Genomic DNA, 18,827 nt, shown 5'->3' on the forward strand with positions numbered 1-18,827 from the left:
CCATGAAAGCGTCCTGCTGCGTAGCGAATTCGCCCTGGAGCACTATGCCGCTGCCTCCTCGGTGGCCGTATCGACCACCTCCAGGTGACCGAATGCCGGAATGAAAAGCGCCGTGCGTACGTCAAAGCCCGGATTTAGGGCCCGGACGGCGTCTGCGTACTCCACCAGCTGACCGCGATAACGCACGACCAGCCCGGCAATCAGGCCCGCGCGATCGGTGATGGCCGGATCGACCACGCTCGCCTTGTAGTCCAAGACCCAGATCGTGCGCTCAGCCTGGCTCGACCAGCTCACCAAATCGATGATGCCGGTTGTCCAGCGACCTCCGACCTGGCCGGTGTAGTGATACTCCGAGACCAGACTCCGCCCTGCCTTGAAGACCTCATCGGCCAACGCCTTGCAGCGTCGGGTGCGATCGAGCATTTCGATTACATGCCCGGCGGCGCGCGCCACATCCGGCTCCGGCATCCCCTCACGTCGCGCCATTGCCACCAGCGCAGCCCGTAGCTCAGACGGCTCGAAATCCAGAGGCGCAGCGCGGCGCGCGCGCGTCTCCATGACCCGGTGATACATGATGCCAATGATTCGGGCGGTCTCACCGTCTTCGACGCTATGCTGCTTCACGGGTGCGGCCTTAAACACGCGCTCACTCGGCGAGGTGCTCTTGATCGCGGGCGCAAGGATATCGCGGCCTTCGAGAGGGCAAGCATGCCCTGCCGGCAGACGCGGCGGACACGGGACGAAACGCGCCTTGTCATCTACCTTCGACAAGGTGAGCGCCGGCGGAGCCTGCTCATAAGCAACCAACGCATCCCATACGGGCTCGACCAGCGTGCTCTTCTCCGGGCGATCGCCTTTGAGATTGACCACCACATGCAGCTGACTCTTTGCGCGGGTCATGGCCACGTACAGCAGGCGCATGGACTCGTTGCGCTGCACCGAGGTAGCCATCACATGCGCGAACTCGTAGAGCGCTACTGTGGGATCTTTCTTGTCGGCGAATCGCGGCGCGCGCGGCACAGTCAGCACGCCATGACGGGTACGCACGCGATGCAACAGCGGCCGATCTGGAGACGCCGTCCCGCGCCCCGTCCCGACCAGGAACACGGTATCGAATTCCAGCCCCTTTGCCTTGTGAATAGTCATGACCTGGACGCGGCCTTCGCTGGTGTTCGCGAACAGACGATTAAGCTGGGCGGTGAAACGCTCCAGAGATTCGAGCTGGCCGGCGACGCAATGCTCGGCAAGAACGTCAAACACGCGCTCGACATCTCGCTCGGCGGTGGCATCCATGCAGGCCGGGCCATCGAGTGCGAGCCATACGCTCCCCGCGAGACGATCCAGACGTTTGCAACGATTCACGTCAGCGCGGGCCGCTTCAATCGCATCCATCAGGCGCGCGACACGCTGGCGACCGTCATCGCTGAGCATGGCCATGCGTTCATCGTCCGCCAGTAACGAAGGGATCGGCACATAAAGCGCGTTGCGACAGAGCAACACGAGATCGGCATGCGATAGGCCGACCAGCGGCGAGCGCAGCAACTCCACCCACGAGCCCCGGTCTGCGGCGTGCCACAGCGCGCGAATCAGCGCGATAGCATCCGCCGCCGGGCCACGCCCGGTGAGGGTATTGAGATCCTGGCTGGCGTACGCAATGCCGCGTGCGGCGAGCGCTTCGAGAATGCGCGCGACATGAGACTTCGCCCGAGTGAGGATTGCCACATCGGCGCCGGGTTTCTCTTCGAGGCGCTCGGCCACAAGACCAGCGACACGCTCTGCCTCATCCGTCCAGTCTTCGTAGTCGACCCGGTGCATCCACACGCCGGCCCCGGCCTCGGGGTCACGGGCGGCTTTCGATCGACTCAGCGACACGACGCCGTTGTCACGATCTCCGATACTCGGGAAGCCGGCAGCGAGAATGTTATTGCAGCCATCGACCACCGCCGGGCGCGAGCGGAAGTTCTGGGTCAAGGTCAGGCAGGTAAGCGGCAGGCCCGCGAAGGCCGCGTTCTCCCAGATCGACATGAACTCGCGCACTTCAGCCTGGCGAAAGCCATAGATGGACTGCTGCGGATCGCCGACAAGGAACAACGAGCGCCCCTCTTCTGCATCCCAGGCCTCGACCAGCGAGGCAATCAGCTCGTTCTGAAGCGTACTGGTGTCTTGATATTCATCCACCAGCAGATGCTCGATGAGCATGTTCTGCCGCGACATCACCGACATATCCTCGCTGGCGCCGCCGCGCAGGGCGGCTGCGGCACGCAAGGCGATTTCGGAGAAGTCCACGCCGGCCTCGGCATGAAACGACAGCATCAGATGCGCCACGCAGCGAGACAGCGTCTGCGAGAGCGCCCGACGTAAGGTATCGGCGTACTCGGGGTATTCCAGCACGGGCAAGGTCATCATGGAGACCAGCCGCTCGCGCACGGTTTCGCTGTCCGGATGACCTTTGAGCGCTTCCAGCGCCGCCCGCGCGTCGGGTGTCTGCGGATCGTCGGCGGCAAAACCCTCTCGCTTGGTGAGCTTCGCGCGCCAGTCGCCCAGGGTTGTCAGCAGTGTCCGTGCAAAACCCTGCCACGCGACAACCTGCCCCGGCGAGCGGCCCGAGGAGCGATGCAGCGCAGCGGCCCAGTCGGTGTTCGCGTGAGAGACTGAATCAGCGATGGCAATCAACGTCCATGCTTCAACGGGCAGCACATCGACCAGATCGTTTACACGCTGGCCAACCAGCGCCGTGAGGACGGCCTGCTCATCGCCGGTATCGCCCGCGTCACCCAGCAGATCACGCCACTGCTCACGCTTTTCGAGCATCGAGACGAACATCGGCATGAGCCGGTCGAGGCTGTTGTCTGCGAACACGAGCACCTGTTCGAGCGCCGCGCGCACGTCCGTATCGAGACTGTCGTTCTCGTACTCCTCGAATAGGGCCGTGACCGCCTGCTCATAGGCCGGATAGGGATTGTCGAGCGCATCGATCGGGCCACCCAATCCGCTCAGGATCGGCAGCTGACGAATCAGGCGCGCGTTGAGCGCATCGATGGTGAGCGCCTGCAGTCGCGCCGGATTAACCAGCAGTCCCCAGCCCATCGCCTCGTCCCGTTCGAGCACACGCTTGGCCAGCTGCCATGTCGTGAGCGCATGTTCGGCCGCCGGCGCCTCGCCGGTTCCCCGCTCCAGCGCGCTATACAGGCGCTGACGGATTTCGTTCGCGGCCTTCACGGTAAATGTGATGGCAACAACGCTCTCCGGCTCGCTCGCCACGGCCAGTGCCGCGAGGCATCGCTGTACCAGCAGCTCGGTTTTGCCTGAGCCAGCCGGCGCACGCACGATCACATGCTGGGTAATGTCGAGCGCCTGTGCTCGTTGTGTCGCGTCTTCAGGAGTCATTACGCTTCCTCTCGTTGTCCCATCAGCCGGGCGATGTCTTCGTAGCCACGCGGGTTGCGAAGCATCTCGTGGGTCACCCCCACGTCTCCGGCCATGAATGCCTCGGCGTTCGACTGCAGCGCCTCACGCCACTTTTCCAACTGCACGTCCCAGTCCGCGACCCCGTGCCCGATCTCACCCTTGCGGTCGGCGATGAAGTGATCCGCGAACGATGAACACAGCTTGAACCCGGTTCCGTGCGCCGCAACGTGCGCGAGTCCTATGCCGTCGCAACCGCCCACATCCAGCGATTCGACCGCATCAGAACTGGCATAGAGGGGCAGCTGCGGGTCGGTCAGCTTCTCGGCTTTCCAGCCCGCCGTGCTCACGTAGCCGCCGGTCTTGTAGTCCAGCAGGACAATCTGGTCTTGCCCGTTGACGTGTACCCGATCCACGCGATCGATCTTGAGCTTCAGAGGCAGCCCGGCAATCACCGTCTGTACTTCACGCTCACGCGCGACCACCTCGAAGGGATAGACACGCTGCGATTCCAGGCGCAGCCAGCGCTCGCAAAGGTCAGCGACACGACGACGCTCCAACGCAGCCAGCGCACGGCCGTAGATCGCCGCCGGCAACATCTGGTCGTCCTCGGCCGCCGCGTAGGTTTGCGCCGCGACCAGCTCGCGCCGGTTTTGAGCGTCCATTGCCAACAAGGCATCGCTGTTATTGATGTGGCCCCAAAGGCGTTCGAGTACCCGGTGAATGAACGTGCCCTGCACAGCCGGCGTCAGCGGTGCACCCGTCTCCGGCATCGGTTTGACCCCGATACGCGAGCGCATGAACGCCACATAGGGCACCTGTGCCTGCCAGGCCAGAATCGAGACGCCACCACGCACGCCCTCGGCTTCTTCGACGGACACCGCCGGTACCGGATCATCATCGGGCGTAACCAGAGCACAGGCCGCGCGCGGGCGTGCCCCCAGCTGGGTTGTCGCAGGCCATGGCCCGAACAATGGACTGGGCATCTGAAGCGCGCCGCGCGCCCCGAAGGCATGTGTACTCAACGTCACCGACGCAGCACTACCCGCCAGCCAGCCTGCGAGGCTGCGAGCCGTTTCCAGACACTGATCCGGCGTCGCATCCGACACGCCCGCCTCGGCCAGGAGATCGGGCTCGAAGAACGGGCTCTGACGTACCGGACGCGGCAAGGTGTCGCCCGTCAGGCCCAGCACGAAGGCATGGTCGAAACGCATGCCCGGCGCGTCTTCGAATTCGAGGATGCGGATTGGCTCGATCGCCTGCGAACGCGGGTTGAAGTCTCGCGCGACCAACAGCTCGTTCATCCAGGCCCACGCGCGGCCCTGATTGATCTCGCCGAGCTGGTCATCCATCGCGGCCATCTGACGCTGAATTTCGCGCCACGCGCTGAGCAGCTGGAAGTCTTCCGAACTGGCCTCGCGGAATAGCTCCCACCGCGCAGCAGCAAGACGTGTATCGAAGACCTTGCACCATGCCGAAGGCAAGGCAATGGCCGGCGTGTCCTCAACCGTATCGCACAGGGCGTCAATGCTCTTGCGCGTGAACTCGCCGATCTCAAGGCGTTGTGACAGGCGCCGCAGGACGCTCACGCCGTGACGACGCCCACCGAGGGAGCGCAGCGCGTATTCGAGCTGTGCCCGGTCAATGGCACTCGCACGACCCCAGAAGCTCGTCGAGAGCAGCACACGGCTGAGATGGGCCGCTTCATTGTCGCGCCGGGACAACTTGAGCAGATCCATTGCGGCACCGATCGCCGCCGTATCGCTCATCGCCAGACCGCGTGCATACGTCCACGGGCGCGGCGCGTCCTCACCGCCCCCACCGGGCAGGCGGCTATCCGGCGTCAGGGTAGCTGCAAAGATCCGGTCGAGCGTGCCTCGCCATTTCTGTATGTCCGGCACGAACACGGCCACGCGCGGCTGCGTGTCGCCGCCAGCCGCCAAAAGCGCATGGAGATCGTCCGCAAGGGCGCGCACTTCATCGTCAGGATCGCTGAGCACACGCAACGTAGCGTCGGCTGCATCCGGCGCATCCAGAAGATGGACATCCACGGTGCTGCCCCGCGCACGCAATGCGTCGGCGAGATAGCTCTGCTGGCCAGTCAGCGAGACGAAGCCGTAGAAACCGATGTGAGCGTCCGGCGTCCATTCGCCGGCGTCCGCTCGATCAATCAGATCATCGACGACACGCTCGGCGGTAATCCAGCGGCGCTCCGCCAGACGTTCTTCAACCTGGCCACGCAAGCGCATGAACACCGCGTATTCGTCGGTGGAGCCGATGTTGGGCGTGTCCAGTACCAGGCGGTGGTTGTCGGCCACACGATCAGCCTCGCGCACTTGGCGCGCGAGATTCATCGGGGCAACGACACGCTCGCCCAGCCCATCGGCTTCGAGCACATAACGATGCAGTGCCAGTTCTTGGGCCGGGTGCAGCAGCTGGAGATCCGGCAGACAATCGGCCCAGCGCGCCAGCGTCCACTGACGAAACGCCACGATATGCGGCGCGGCCCAGATCGTGTTGTCGAGGCTGCGCCGGCGGCTATATTCGATACGCAGCTCGCGCGCCATACGCTCACTGGGAACGATGACGGTCGCACCCGACAGGGCGCATTCAAACCAGCTTTTCATGTCGGTCCTAACGTGGATTAACTTAATCTCACGCTAGTCCCCGGCATATGCGCCGCAAGCCCTATTCGCGCCCCCGCACGAAGGCATATTCGGCCTTTGCGCGTGCGGCCCCTACGGCGTGGTCAGACCAATGGCCCTATCGCTCGCAGCGCGTGAAAGCCAAGGCGTAGTCCAGCCCATCTGGCGGGTTATGCGAGTTGAGGTTGTTGGTGTCCGTCACGTTCATATAGAGCTGGTAATAATTGCCGGTCCGCACCATTCGCGTTGTGATCGACCCCATCGGGGCCGTCTGGTTAGTAGCGACACCACCACCAATTCGGACCGGCGTCGCGAACACGGTCGGGGTGCTGCCTGGCGCGCAGTTCGGTGCAGCGATCCGGTTGCTGAACGTGCTGTTGCTATTCACCTTCAGAATCTGCGTCTCCTGCAGTGATTCCGACAGGCGTACGCCTTCGCGGGTCACGATATCGTCGGCGTAGATCGTCCCGCCCACATCGAGATCACCGCTGATGTTCCCGCGGCCGCTAACATCGAGATTGCCGTTCAAGTCTGTCGGGCCGTCGACCTGAAGCTCGTTATTGATCCGGGTCCGATCCGCATAGATGCGCAACGTATCCCCGCTTTGCGACACCATGCGCACACCATTGACCATCACGACTTCCTGAACCGCTCTGGCCCGGCCGCCGCCAAATGTGACGTCGCCGCCGCCGGTATTGAGGTCGCCGCCAGTCAGCAGCATGTTGTTGGCCTCTACTCGCCCGTTGAAGTCCCCTGTGTCGGCGCGCACGGTATCGGCATCAAGCAAACCAGCGCTTCGGATATCGTTGCCATCCATGAGGATATCTTCCTGCATGGTTCGCTCGGACGGGTCAGATGAGTCGAGGGACAGATAGTTGCCACCGCCCGGAATCATGTTGGGTGTCGGCACCGACGAGGTGACCGTCTCCCCAGACGCGGAACTGTCGATCAGGCTGTTCAGCGCGCGTCGGTTATACGGATCAGGGATGTCTACCGACACTTCGAAACGCGGGCCTGGCGTCGGGCAAGCCGTACTGTAGGACGAGCCCCACGGTGAGGTCGTATCGATCGCGAGTAAGTAATCGTTGCTTCGCAGTACGCTGATCGCCGAGCTGCAGCTCGATCCCCCGGGCAAATTACCGTTGTCGAGGAAGTAGTTCTGAGCGGCTTCCTGGATCATGTAGATCTCGCCGATCGTTTTATCGTTGATGCCGCTGCGGTACTGGGGCACGAGCACCGACGCCGCAATCGCCGCGAGTACGCTGGCCACGGCCGTGGCCACAACAAGCTCGATCAGCGTAAAACCGGTCTGACGAGACGTCATCGTGAATCCTCTGAGTAAAGCTGCTTCTTGATGAGACGAAGTCGACGGGTATATGGGCCGCCCGACCCGCCGATGTACTGCTTTTCCAGCCGCGTACGCTGGCCGCTGAGCGCAGTCACTCGAAAGCCAGGGGGTTCTGCCCTGACCGGAATCACAGTTCTTACGATCTCGTTTACAGGGCCAGTGACGATTTCGTAGTCGCCGCCCCAGGGATTCTGTAGAGCCAGTGACACATCGAACCGCTGATTGAGCGTCGCCACATCGACACTGCCGGTCGAGATGTAGTCGTCGCCGGCGGTGCTGCGCATTCGGCGGTAATCACCAGCAATCCGAGCGATCGCGCTCATCTGTTCGCTGGTCGTCTGCAAATTCCGCTGAGTCCGCTGACCCGACAGAACAGTCACGATCGCTATGCCCAGCATCGAGACGAGCGCAATCGCGGCGAGCAGCTCGATCATCGTGAAACCCGCCTGGGATCGCATCACATACCCATCGAGGGCTGCATGCTCGCCAGTGCGAGATAGCCGCCTACGGCCATGAGCAGGATCGCGGTAATCACAAGCACGAAGCCGCCCGTTGTGAGAACGCGTTTGATCATGGTGACCTTCATTCGGGCGCGCGACTGGCACAGGCGCAGTTGGGTGCGCATGACCTGTTGCTGTGTCGCGTTGTCGTTGCCCTCGAAACCCACGAAGCCGCTGCGAATGATCTGCGGCATCGATGGATGATCGAGGAGCACGGACAAGGGCGAGTTATCGCGTTTCATCTGGGCCAGCATCTGCTGATAGATGCGCTTATCGTCGCCGCCACTCGCCTTGGCCAGCTGCTCCAGCGCCACGCGATGGCTGACGCCCACGTCGAAGAGCGGCTTGTACGCGGTCAGGAACCGCATGCCCCGCTGCAGCTTGAAATACTCGAATATGCTGTCGAGGCCGGGCATGTCCGAAAGACGCCTGGCGATGCTCTTGCGCAAGGCAAAGACACCGCCGATTGCGCCTGCGAGCAACCACCAGAATCCGCGTAGGAAATCGTTGATCGCAAACAAGACGTAAGTGGCGAAGTTGAGCGTGATCTCCAGACCACCGCCACCGGTGAAGTCGCGGATCGTCGGCGTCATGAACAGCGCGATACCGCAGAGTAGACAGATTGAGATGCCGATAAGGGCCACGCTGCCAAATAGCCCTCGCTTGAGGTCTGCGAGCAAGTCTCGGCGCCAAAGCAGAGTCTCGTTCGCATTGAGCAGCGCCTCTCCCAAGGTTGAGGTTGATTCCCCGATCTGGGCGAGCAGAACCGCCTGAAAGTCGAACTCCAGAAGCTCCAGTCGACGCGACACCAGCATCTCGTTCTGAACACGGGGAATCTCTTTCTTGAGGTTCCGGTTCTCGCTCATCAGACGCAGGAACGTCTTATTGGCTGATTGCCCGCTCATGATCGCACCGCCCAACTGGGCCAAGAACATCGCCTGAAACTCTTCTGTCAGGCGCGTCTTGGTCAGCTCGCGATGCAGACCAGCAAGAAGGGTCCGTCGAGGCCCGGAGATGAACCGGGCCGGTGGGAAAGGACACAGCGGCCGCGCCTCATCGGCATTACGGGCCTCGACGAGATGGCTTACAACGGCCCCGCGGCCGTTGTAGCCCTTGAACTCGAACATCATGGCTCGACAAGCCCGTCAGTTAGAACTGACGAACTTTGGCGGTCAGCGAACTGTTGTTGTAAGACACGTCGGTGATATACGGAAACTGCGGGTCACCACCAGACTTGGTGGACGTGAGCAAAGATTCGAGATTGGCCCCAATATCGTCGGGATTGCTGCCGCCGATCGGGTAGGTGATTTCCACGCCGGTACGTGCCGGGCCGTTGGTCGAGACCTCCCAGGCTTCACCCCAGGCCGTGTCCGCCGGGACGCCGTAGGGAATGATGTCGTCCGGATCGGTGACATCGGTGTTCTGGCCAACCGCAGAGCCGAACGACGTCAGCGCACTGGGCAGATCTTCGGTGAAGAACGAACGGGCCGAACCGACACGCGCGGTGTCCTGCTGGCCGCCCAAGGCCTGTACGGCGAGAAAGCCCAGGAGACTGGCCACTGCGATCGCGACCATCAGTTCGATAAGGGTGAAGCCGTGCTGTTTGTGAGCCGTGCGACGGGTCAGTTGGCGATGGGGGGTCATGAAATGCTCCGAGAGGTTATGTTTGCGGTCATCTATCTAAAGGGGCGGCATGTGAAGCGATCGCATGTATTCGCCCTAATAAGCGCGGACTTTCGCGCTCACAGCGCTAGATCCGCTTTCGTAACTCGCGTCCCCGATCACGAAGGGGTAGCGTTCGCTGCCCGATGCGGTCACGGAATTGAGAAAAGACGCGAGATTGGTTCCGATGGTGTCCGGGGTCCGTCCACTAATCGGGTAAGTCACATCGACACCGCCGCGGGCGCTGCCTGATTCGATCGTCCAAATCTCATCCCAGGCAGTGCTTTTCTGCAGGCCATAGACCAGCAATGAAGGCTTGTCGACGGCGGCATGGCTGCCGTGCTCGGACTCGTAGGTGGTCAGCGCTCTTGGCAGCTCCTCGATGAAAAAATCGCGCGCTGCATTCGATCGCGCCTGATCCTGATGCCCGCCGAGCATCTGGACCGCGAGATAGCCCAGAAGCAACGCCACCGAGATCGCCACCATCACTTCGATGAGCGTGAAACCTCGGCCCCGCGTGGGCAGGTGATTCGGGATTCGCGATCCGCGCATGATGGCTTGTTGGAATCCTCGTGCCTGTGGTCATTGCTGTCTAAAGCCCCCTGGGGTGAATCGATTGCGGCATCACACGAGGGCGTTCTTTGCGTTCAACGAACGGGAGTCGCGCTGTGCCCTCGCGTTTACAGCAGGGGTGAATAGGTCACGGTCAGATTGCCGTTGCTATAGCTGGCGCTCTGGATAAAGCTAAAGCGCGCGCTTCCGGCTTCGGTGTCGCCCTTCAGATATGCCGCGAGCGCCTGCCCGCGGACATCTGCGTCACTTCCGCCAATCGGGTAGCGAATGGTGTGCGCCCCGTTGACCACGGCGTTGTTGCGCACCGACCAGGCACTGCCCCAAGGCGTTACGAGGGCAACGCCGTATTGCTCAAGCTGGCTCGCATTGTTCAATCGAGTCGACGAACTCGAGGAGCGCGCAAGATCGATCATTGCAGCGGGCAAATCTTCAATCAGGAAACGCTGAGCCTCTTGCGCACGGGTTTGATTGCTGCCGCTCGTCACGGTCTGGATCGTCAGCGCGGCCAAGAGTGAAGCGACTGCGATCGCAACCATCAACTCGATCATCGTGAAGCCACGCATGCGGCGCACTGATGTGTGTGAATGAGTCCGCGTGCTCATGACCATTTCCTGTGTCTGATCAGCCCACGACCGCTTCATCACGTGCCAGCTGGGGCACGCGCGATGCGTCTCGGATGGGCTTGATGGTTGGTTGTCGTTGACCCAGCGTCCGTTCGATCTCTGCGAACGTGGTGATGCCCTCCCCTACGAGCTGCATGCCGTGCTCCCACATCGGCCGAAAGCCCTGTGTCACGGCGTGCCGCTCGAGCTGGGCGCGCGTGGCCCCGTCGCTGATCATTTCCGACAGGGTCTCGTCGATGGTGAGGAACTCTGCGATGACCGTTCGGCCCCGGTAGCCGCCGCGGCACCGCTCACAACCGACTCTATTCGCCACTCGGATAGCGGCATCCGCTTGGGGGTAGAAGAACAGGTCTGAATAACGGTTCGGAATCTCGGCGATCGTTTCGCGGAAGATGCCGCGCAAATCGCGCAGGAACGGATGCTTGAGTTCCAGGTAGTCCGAAAGGGATACCGTTTCACTGCAGTGCTGACAGACCCGTCGTACGGTGCGCTGAGCCATGACACCGGCAATGGCCTCACTGAGCTGGTCGGCTTCGGCTCCCATATCCAACAGGCGCGGCACACACCCCAGCGCTGTCTTCGTATGCAGCGACGTCAGAACCAAATGGCCGGTGTTGCTGGCACGGATACCCAGGCTCATCGAGTTCTTGTCGCGCATCTCACCGATCATCACGACATCAGGATCTTGGCGAAGGAACGCTCTCAGAGCCGACTCGAACGTAACGCCGGCCCTTTCATTGATCTCGACCTGGGTGACGGTCGGATTTTCGATCTCCACAGGATCTTCTGCCGCGAAGAACGTCTTCGTCGGCATCGTTCGTGTCATCCAGCGCAGGCCGGCATTGAGCGTCGTCGTCTTACCCGACCCGGTTGGGCCCGACACGATCACAAGGCCCGAGGTCTGAGACAGCACCCGCTTGATCGCAGCCATCTGGTCATTATCGGGATGCGAGGACAAGCCGATCTCGTCGAGATCGACCAGGTCCATTTCCAAGCCCAGCAGACGGAGGGCAAAGCGCGGCGCGATTCCCGACCCGACCTTGCCCGGCACCATGCTCATACGAACATTGATTTCGCGGTGTCGCAGCGACCACGAGAATTGGCCATCGCGGGGCCGCAGATACTCACCGGCCTGCTCACCGGACTCCTCAAGAATGTAGTTGGCAAGCGGCAGATAATCGGTGTTCAGCTCGATCTGGCCATACTTCTGGACCAGACCATCGACGCGCAGTCGAATGTCCGCTCGGTCGGCCACCGGCTCAAGGTGAATATCCGAGGCGCGATGCTGGATGGCCAGGTCAACGATGCGGCGCATAAGCTGGTCAGCGCCCTCGCCGACCCGTGCCTCGACCATCGTTTGTTTGTTGCCCGATTCGTTAATCAGATCGAGCTGGTGATAGCCGAGTACGCCCTGCTTCTGAATGTTCAGCTTGGGGTTGCGCAGCAACTCCTGATACGCCGTGACATCGAGCGGGTTGGTCATGTAGCACACGCCATCCGTGCCTACTGCCCAATCGACGCCTTGAGCGGCCACCTGAGTAGTTGGTGAAAAACGCGGCAGACCCAGAGACTCCGCAAGGATCTCTGCGATCGTATGAGGACGTATGCCCGCCTCAGCCAGCTCGCGGCCGAGCACGCGTCCCGCATCCCGTGCGCTAGAGCGTCTCAGCGACTCGATAAGCTCCCGATAGGCGGCATCCGACAGGTGTTCGTTCTGACGGAAATGCTCGAGTACACGCTCGCACTTGATCACCAACTGTGACATCAGCGGCCTCCGGCCGGACGACGTCCTCCCTGACCTCTCAGGGTTTCAACGCTCGGGCGCTCAGCCCATTCGATCATCACCCGACGAGTGTCACCGTCAGACTGTTTGAGCGTGGCGCCTTGGTTATCGATCGATGCGAGCTTGTAGCGCTTGTTGATCGTGTCGCCGGGACTCGCCGAGATGGTGTTGTTCATGACCCGGAAGATTGCGACGTTGCCGGAAATCGATGTGAGTGTCGGCACCGCGAAATCGGCGGGACTCATCGGCATCGGCATAGGTGCAGGCGCGGATTCCGGCTCGCTCTCGGACGCTACGATCGGGCCTTGGGCAGGCAGGCCGAGAAGCACGCGCAGCTTCGCCGGGTCGATGTCATCAATGGACTTCTTCTCACCTTTCGGCTCGCTACGCTTCTTCGCCTCGGCGACCCGAGCGTTGGCTTCCGCGATGCGTGCCTGAATCTCCACCAGGTCGGCTTCCTGGTTGAGTGCCTGACGTTGCAGGTTGAAGTTGCTCTGACGCTCTGTAATGGCGCTGGAAGTGCCAGTGACATTTGCCATGCCCGGCAGAGCCGGTACCGAGTCCGGCTGGTCTGCTGGCAGAGGGGCGACTTGAGCACTGGCTACTGAGCAGAAGGCCACCAGTACGCTCGTCAGGAAAGTTCGGCTCATTGCAGTTCTCATCGTTGGTCCTCGATTCGACCCAAGCCCTACTCGGGCGTAAAGGTTCCGTACATGCTGAAAGTCACTTGGGCGACCTGATACTGATCGTCGGTGACGATTTCGACGTCCTCGAATGCCACCTGATCGAGCTCGCTGAGCTGATCAGCACAAGCCAAAACGGCGATCGCATCGCCAGAGAGCTGCGCCGTCCAGAACTGGCCGGCGCCGGCATACTGAGAATCCCTGTCTTCGCCAGTTATGACCGTGCGTTCCACACCGCAGCTGCTCGTAATTTCCCGGCTCTGCATCCAGGCCGAAGTCAGCGGCTGCATGTCCGGCAGCGACTGCAATCGATCCCGTGTTGCGGTGAGTTGGTCGACTATCGTTCGAGTTGAGGCCACTTCTTCGGCGACAACCGCGGAGCCACCATTCAGCGCGGTAATGGCGAAATAGCCCGAGATCGCGAGCACGGCGATCACGGCGATATCCATCAGCTTTTCATCGCCAATCATTGCGCTACCCCACTCCAGCGAACCAGAACCGTGCTGGTCGGCTCGGGCACGACACGGACCTTGCTCGACCAGTCGGGCAGGATCGTGAAATCGTCTACTCGCACGAGCCATTGCTCGGCATCGAACTTCGTTACCTCGAGTTCGATGAAATCCGCCCGATACGACAATTCGAGCAGTCGATCCAAGATCAGGCCCTGATTCTCAGGTGTGACGCCCTCCGCCTTCTTGGTGGCACGCAAGGCCCCAAGCTCGCCTGCGGCCTGGCGCTGACGGCTTTTCAGTGCGGCGAGGTTTGTTTCCAGCTGTTCGATGCGCCAGTGGTCGATGACCTGGAAGGCACCAACAACCACAACGGCAACCGCGGCATAGGCCCCCCATCTGATGAACCGGGCCCGACGCTTACCACGCTGAATCGCACCGAGCTCGGTCGCCATCCGTGCCTGTTCGCCAGGAAGGGATAGTTCTTCCGGCGCGATGTCGACGACCGGTAGCCGGTCAACGGACAGGTCGAGATCAATAATCTCCTGACCGCGATACTGACCGCTCAGAACGATCTTGCGTTCTTCGGCCTGGATGAAGAATCCGGACGAGTCGTCGAGCGGCAGAACCTGGACGTCGACATCCAGGTCGACCAGACCATTGAAAAACACGATCTGCCAGAAACCGTAGATGGGCAGATCCGGGTACTCCTCTCGGACGCGGCTGAGTTCGGCCTCGTCGATCCATATCCGGTTGTTGTGGTCTGGCGCGGCGCCGAGTTCCACATAGGAACCGTCTTCAGGCTCGAATCCCGACAGCACGTCGGGAAGCACGATGACTTCGTGCTCGCCGATCCATGTAGGACTACCGATCTCCAACATGACTACACCTCGGTCAAGGTCGGCGTGATGGAGATCACCATTTCCCGACGCTCAAGCTCGTTCGCCTCGGAGGAGAACAGCCAGTTGATCAGGCCGGTCTTGCGGCGAAGCGGAAGCCGGTTCATTTCGTTGGCGACTCGGCTGGTAATCAAACCACCGAGCTGGACCGGCTCGCCCGGGCGCGTGATCACCTGCGTCGAGAGTTCGCTCAGCGCGATCCGCGGGTTCGAGAAGGAGAAGTCCCCGACATTGAATGCATCGAAGCCTTGCAGCGAGCTGATGACAGGCGTGACCTCAATCAGGATGCGATCGTCAGGCAGTATTCGCGGGGTCACCGCCATTGTGACGCCGACACGAATACGGTCGAGCTGAGGCGTGACGGTGTTGGTTCCCTCGGTGCCCAGGAACTGAGTCACGCTCGAGATGAAGCTGAACTCATCCACGGACGACAGATATGCGGTGCCGCCGTTGAGCGTCGAGAGGTTCGGCTCAGTGAGCAGTGAGACCGTCCCGTATTGAGACAGCAGATTGACCATGGCGCCAACCGAGTCGTTTCCGTTCGTGTAATTGACGCCCACATTGGTGCTGCTCGGACTGTCTGCCTGCAGCGCGATCGGATTGTTCTGATCGATGACGACTTGGAACGGGCTACCGTCAAAGGTGGTGTTGAGTACGGCATCCCAGTTGATGCCACGAGCCCGGCTGTCGTTGAGTGTGACCTCGAACGCCTTGACGTCGAGATGGACCTGTCGCTTGCTCTGCTTGGCAATGGTGGACAGGAAGGTATCGACGCGTTTGATCCGATCCGGCGGCGCAGTGACCGTCACGGTCCCGATGCTGCGTACGCTGCCGATCTGTACTTGCTCGTCGGCGTTCTGATCGTCTTCGAGACCCAAATAACTGCGGATCTGGTTCATCAGCTGCAGCCACTGATCCTCCTCTTGCAGCGACGAGATCGTAGTACCACTGCCCTCATTGCTGGATCCACCGATCGAGGCCAATCCACCGCCGCTGCCACCACCGGAGCCGAAGCTGCTGCCAGAATTAGTGTCGCCACTACCGCTGAATCCGGTCTCGCCACCCACGCTGCTGACAGACTGTCGGTTCGAAGCGAGCGGTGCGAGATTCCAGGTCTTGGTCTGACTCGAACTGATCGTGAGCGTGCCGTTCTTCGACACGAACGCGTATCCGGTCATATCCGTGAGCTGGTCGAGGAAATCGTCCAGCGGCATGTTGTTCGCGTAGACGACCGTTGTCTGGCCCAGATCTACGCCGGGGTCGGCGATCCGAACATTCATGTTCGGCACTGTCGTGCTGAGCACGCGCGCCAGCGGCATCCCAGAGGACGTGAGCGTCACCTTGCGCGACATCTGCGAGTCTTCTTTCGAACGACGCTTGATGTAGGTCGACGGGCGTTCCTGATGGATCCCGATGCTGGTTTCCGAGGGCGCAAGAAGCGGCCCCATGTTTTCTTCACGCCGGACGTTCGTGTCGATGCACGCGCTCAGCGAAAGGGTGAGTCCGACTAGGACGATAGACTTGAGACGCATAATCATTGCTCCGAAACCACCAGAATCCGGTTTTCCACATAGGGCTCCGCTTGGACGCGAAGTTGATGCTCAAGCGACGCTATGATCTGGCCGCGCGTTGTCTCCGCGGTGATGTCGTAGGTGTCGTTTAATAGGGTGCTGTCTTCGATCTCGAGCCGAACATCCCAGCCGAGCGGAGTAATCGCCTCGAAGACTTCCTGTAGCGATGCCGCGCGCAAATCCGGCGTGATGTATTCCGCGAGATATTCCTGATAGGTCAGGTGCGTATTCGGCTCATCCGTCGCGCCGGCGTCTGGACCGTCCGCACCAGTTGCCGCAGGCTCGCCGGCAGTGGCATAGGGATCGGGGCCGTTCGGGATCGTGGAGGAGCCATTGGCCATCCGCTGCGCCATACCCGGCGACGTAGCAACGGCAATCAGGCAAGGCGAATTCACGATGCTCAGGTACAAGCCGGCGTCGTTGACCATCGGTCGCATGACTTGATCCCACGGGAGACCGTTGCTCTTCCACGTAACGGATGTGTCCTGAATCCCGTCCTGCACATCGAGTTCGCAACGGTCCGGCGCGAGGGCGCGAAGCCCATTGATGAGGGGTTCGTTATAGCCGCGGGAATAGGCGCTGCTGGCCACAGCGTTCTGACCAACAGACCGGGTCAGCTGTGGCGACTGGCCTGCGCTTTGATCGCTGACAGGCGCTTTGCTGTCGACCTGAACCACTGCATCAGTGCCGCTCCCCTGGGGCATCGATGCGCCGCGCGAATTCGGGCCACTGATGATTTCGCGATCCGGACCTTGGTTGCTCGGGATCTGCGGAACCGGTGCCTGATAGGAGTTCGAGACAGTACCCGAGGGACGCTGCGACGGCAGGCGCCCGCCCGAGCGCCCAGTGACTTCGGCCGCGCCAGGGCGAGTCATGAATTTGTCGGAGTATCGATCGCGGGTTACCGATTCACCCGTGCCATAGTCCGCGCTGGTATCACTCGCCTGGGCGGTGGCAGCCGTGGTTGCCAGCACGCAAAGCGCGATCGTGTAGAGATGCATTCTGGTCATTGGCTCGTCTGCCTGTTTCAAGTGCGTCTGATCCAACAAAGCACCCCGCACACCATCAAATGGCGTCGTTAGGCAAAAAAAATTCGCAGCGACTCGCTTTGTAGGGGCAAAGGGAGGAATTGCTGATGGCCTTTGATACTCAGTTCAGCCGGGTGTCCATGCCCGATGGGACGTTCTCTACAGTTTTCACGATGCTGATGCTTTCGATCGGTTGGACGATCTATCTGCACTACCGATCGTTCGCCAACGAATTCCAGGCGAGCGTGCTCAGCGCCCAATGGGTGTTCCGTCCCGACTGGTTTATGGATATCGCTCGGATAGGCGGGCCGTTTACAACGCTCGCGTGCGCTCTGCTGCTGATGATTCACGTCACCGCAGTGGTCTTCGTATCGGGGGTGCTGATCTACGGCGTCGTGCGCCTGTTCGACGGCTTGAGCGAAGGCCGAATCACTGTGCGGCCGCGCTTCCCGTTCATCACGACGACGGCATCACCTCGCGAGGAGCGCCGGATCAACTCCGGGCATACGCCCACGGGTCATGACCTCGTGACGGTGCCCCCGAGAGGAAGCCGGCTCGTGATCGAGACCGCAGAGCACCAGGTCTTTACCAACGTCTTTCCGGAATACTATCTGCGTATGCAGAGCATCGTTCCGAAAGTGCTCAGGGCGCCCGAGACCCCAGTGGAGAAGCTGGAGCTGGCGATCATGGCCATGTTGAACGCTCATCCGTCGTGGCCCGCCGATCCCACAGGTCACCATGCCGATACGTCACTGTTGGCGCACTCGCTGAAGGTCCGTGACGATGTCAGCGCACGACTACCGGACGAACCACTCGCGAGCGTGCTGGGGCTGTCACACGACATCGGCAAACTGATCGCCTATCACCTTCGAAAAACGCCTGACGGCCAGGAGCGGTGGGCTAAGCGTACTCAACAAGTCGACCGACTATCTGCCCAGGTAATGCGGCTCACGCCCGAGTTCTGGAAGCTCGATCCAGCAGACCGACAGACCCTCAACGTCGTGCTGACCTATGCGCATTCGCCGGACACCATGCCCCGTGGGAGCACGACACCCCGCGACCGTCAGCTACTCGAGGCGATCCGAATTGCAGATGGCGTCAACACACGTAACGAGCAGACGGCCGCGGTGCATGTGGCCGATCGCGTGGACGTGGTCGACAAGATTCGTGAGCGCCTGGACGACATCTTCGCGAACCTGAACATCAATCAGGCACTTGATCCCGCCGCACATGCCGATGGCTGGGCACAGCCCGTCAATGGCTTTCTGCTGGTGGTCGCATCGCGTTTTCGCGAGAACCTCAAGGGGCTGCTGGACGCCGAGTCAGAACGGGCGCTTGCCTTACGCTCGAATGAGGTCCAAGGGCGCCGACACCCAGCGCTGTACGCGATCCACAAGGCACTTGAAAGCGAATCGCTGCTGATTACCTCCTGGAAGGGGTTCAGCCCCGATCTGTCGATCTACGATGCCAAGGTCGGCCGGATCAACTTTGCGGGTCTGTTCGCCATCGATCTCGGGGCGATGCGTGAACGCCTACCCGATGTGGTCGAGAACTGGGGCCGCTCGGAGTATGCGATTCGAATCAAGACCGCCGCGGCGCGGCGCGAAGGCACCGCGGGCTAGAGTGATCTCGGCCGGGGCACAAACCACCCCGACTGG

General features: G+C 61.4%; 15 protein-coding genes. 1 reads left to right on the top strand and 14 read right to left on the bottom strand.

Annotated features, from left to right (window positions below):
* Positions 1-42: 42 nt before the first annotated feature.
* The 14 genes from J7355_RS13365 to J7355_RS13430 all read right to left on the bottom strand — a co-directional run bounded on the left by J7355_RS13365 (position 43) and on the right by J7355_RS13430 (position 17,151).
* A complete protein-coding gene (locus J7355_RS13365; protein ID WP_209063502.1) occupies positions 43-3,387 on the bottom strand; it encodes a UvrD-helicase domain-containing protein in 3,345 nt (1,114 codons plus the stop codon).
* A complete protein-coding gene (locus J7355_RS13370) occupies positions 3,387-6,032 on the bottom strand; it encodes a PD-(D/E)XK nuclease family protein (protein ID WP_209063504.1) in 2,646 nt (881 codons plus the stop codon). Before J7355_RS13370 ends, J7355_RS13365 begins: the two co-directional genes overlap by 1 nt.
* A 136-nt stretch (positions 6,033-6,168) precedes the next feature.
* Positions 6,169-7,374, bottom strand: coding sequence for a prepilin-type N-terminal cleavage/methylation domain-containing protein (locus J7355_RS13375; RefSeq protein ID WP_209063506.1), 1,206 nt, complete (start codon positions 7,372-7,374; stop codon positions 6,169-6,171).
* On the bottom strand, positions 7,371-7,856 hold the full coding sequence (locus J7355_RS13380; protein WP_280637616.1) for a type II secretion system protein: 486 nt from the start codon (positions 7,854-7,856) through the stop codon (positions 7,371-7,373). Before J7355_RS13380 ends, J7355_RS13375 begins: the two co-directional genes overlap by 4 nt.
* Entirely contained in the window at positions 7,856-9,025 is a 1,170-nt protein-coding gene (locus tag J7355_RS13385; RefSeq protein ID WP_209063511.1) for a type II secretion system F family protein, read from the bottom strand. The genes J7355_RS13380 and J7355_RS13385 overlap by 1 nt, the downstream gene beginning before the upstream one ends.
* Positions 9,026-9,047: 22 nt before the next feature.
* Complete coding sequence (locus J7355_RS13390) at positions 9,048-9,542, bottom strand: type II secretion system protein (RefSeq protein ID WP_209063513.1); 495 nt, start codon at positions 9,540-9,542, stop codon at positions 9,048-9,050.
* Positions 9,543-9,617: 75 nt separating this feature from the next.
* Positions 9,618-10,112: a prepilin-type N-terminal cleavage/methylation domain-containing protein gene (locus tag J7355_RS13395; protein WP_280637617.1), complete on the bottom strand. Its 495-nt coding sequence runs from the start codon at positions 10,110-10,112 to the stop codon at positions 9,618-9,620.
* Positions 10,113-10,240: 128 nt separating this feature from the next.
* A complete protein-coding gene (locus J7355_RS13400) occupies positions 10,241-10,735 on the bottom strand; it encodes a type II secretion system protein (RefSeq protein WP_209063517.1) in 495 nt (164 codons plus the stop codon).
* 19 nt (positions 10,736-10,754) lie between these two features.
* Positions 10,755-12,521: an ATPase, T2SS/T4P/T4SS family gene (locus tag J7355_RS13405; RefSeq protein WP_209063520.1), complete on the bottom strand. Its 1,767-nt coding sequence runs from the start codon at positions 12,519-12,521 to the stop codon at positions 10,755-10,757.
* Positions 12,521-13,189: a hypothetical protein gene (locus J7355_RS13410; RefSeq protein WP_209063522.1), complete on the bottom strand. Its 669-nt coding sequence runs from the start codon at positions 13,187-13,189 to the stop codon at positions 12,521-12,523. The genes J7355_RS13405 and J7355_RS13410 overlap by 1 nt, the downstream gene beginning before the upstream one ends.
* Before the next feature lie 38 nt (positions 13,190-13,227).
* Complete coding sequence (locus J7355_RS13415; protein ID WP_209063524.1) at positions 13,228-13,692, bottom strand: hypothetical protein; 465 nt, start codon at positions 13,690-13,692, stop codon at positions 13,228-13,230.
* Positions 13,689-14,552, bottom strand: a complete 864-nt coding sequence (locus J7355_RS13420) for a hypothetical protein (protein ID WP_209063526.1) — start codon at positions 14,550-14,552, stop codon at positions 13,689-13,691. Before J7355_RS13420 ends, J7355_RS13415 begins: the two co-directional genes overlap by 4 nt.
* 2 nt (positions 14,553-14,554) lie before the next feature.
* Positions 14,555-16,102 (bottom strand): hypothetical protein, encoded by a 1,548-nt coding sequence (locus tag J7355_RS13425; RefSeq protein ID WP_209063528.1) that lies wholly within the window; start codon positions 16,100-16,102, stop codon positions 14,555-14,557.
* 2 nt (positions 16,103-16,104) lie between these two features.
* Complete coding sequence (locus tag J7355_RS13430; protein WP_209063530.1) at positions 16,105-17,151, bottom strand: hypothetical protein; 1,047 nt, start codon at positions 17,149-17,151, stop codon at positions 16,105-16,107.
* A gap of 125 nt (positions 17,152-17,276) precedes the next feature.
* On the opposite strand from J7355_RS13430, the gene J7355_RS13435 reads away from it, so the two are divergent.
* On the top strand, positions 17,277-18,791 hold the full coding sequence (locus tag J7355_RS13435; RefSeq protein ID WP_209063532.1) for a hypothetical protein: 1,515 nt from the start codon (positions 17,277-17,279) through the stop codon (positions 18,789-18,791).
* Positions 18,792-18,827: the final 36 nt, after the last annotated feature.

Source organism: Endozoicomonas sp. G2_2, from assembly GCF_017744135.1.
In the GTDB taxonomy this organism is placed as follows: Bacteria; Pseudomonadota; Gammaproteobacteria; order Nevskiales; family Salinisphaeraceae; genus Salinisphaera.

Excerpts from the sequence above, each read along its gene's own strand:
- J7355_RS13365 (WP_209063502.1), bottom strand. The coding sequence starts at position 3,387 with ATGACTCCTGAAGACGCGACACAACGAGCACAGGCGCTCGACATTACC.
- J7355_RS13370 (WP_209063504.1), bottom strand. The coding sequence starts at position 6,032 with ATGAAAAGCTGGTTTGAATGCGCCCTGTCGGGTGCGACCGTCATCGTT.
- J7355_RS13375 (WP_209063506.1), bottom strand. The coding sequence starts at position 7,374 with ATGACGTCTCGTCAGACCGGTTTTACGCTGATCGAGCTTGTTGTGGCC.
- J7355_RS13380 (WP_280637616.1), bottom strand. The coding sequence starts at position 7,856 with ATGCGATCCCAGGCGGGTTTCACGATGATCGAGCTGCTCGCCGCGATT.
- J7355_RS13385 (WP_209063511.1), bottom strand. The coding sequence starts at position 9,025 with ATGTTCGAGTTCAAGGGCTACAACGGCCGCGGGGCCGTTGTAAGCCAT.
- J7355_RS13390 (WP_209063513.1), bottom strand. The coding sequence starts at position 9,542 with ATGACCCCCCATCGCCAACTGACCCGTCGCACGGCTCACAAACAGCAC.
- J7355_RS13395 (WP_280637617.1), bottom strand. The coding sequence starts at position 10,112 with ATGCGCGGATCGCGAATCCCGAATCACCTGCCCACGCGGGGCCGAGGT.
- J7355_RS13400 (WP_209063517.1), bottom strand. The coding sequence starts at position 10,735 with ATGAGCACGCGGACTCATTCACACACATCAGTGCGCCGCATGCGTGGC.
- J7355_RS13405 (WP_209063520.1), bottom strand. The coding sequence starts at position 12,521 with ATGTCACAGTTGGTGATCAAGTGCGAGCGTGTACTCGAGCATTTCCGT.
- J7355_RS13410 (WP_209063522.1), bottom strand. The coding sequence starts at position 13,189 with ATGAGCCGAACTTTCCTGACGAGCGTACTGGTGGCCTTCTGCTCAGTA.
- J7355_RS13415 (WP_209063524.1), bottom strand. The coding sequence starts at position 13,692 with ATGATTGGCGATGAAAAGCTGATGGATATCGCCGTGATCGCCGTGCTC.
- J7355_RS13420 (WP_209063526.1), bottom strand. The coding sequence starts at position 14,552 with ATGTTGGAGATCGGTAGTCCTACATGGATCGGCGAGCACGAAGTCATC.
- J7355_RS13425 (WP_209063528.1), bottom strand. The coding sequence starts at position 16,102 with ATGCGTCTCAAGTCTATCGTCCTAGTCGGACTCACCCTTTCGCTGAGC.
- J7355_RS13430 (WP_209063530.1), bottom strand. The coding sequence starts at position 17,151 with ATGACCAGAATGCATCTCTACACGATCGCGCTTTGCGTGCTGGCAACC.
- J7355_RS13435 (WP_209063532.1), top strand. The coding sequence starts at position 17,277 with ATGGCCTTTGATACTCAGTTCAGCCGGGTGTCCATGCCCGATGGGACG.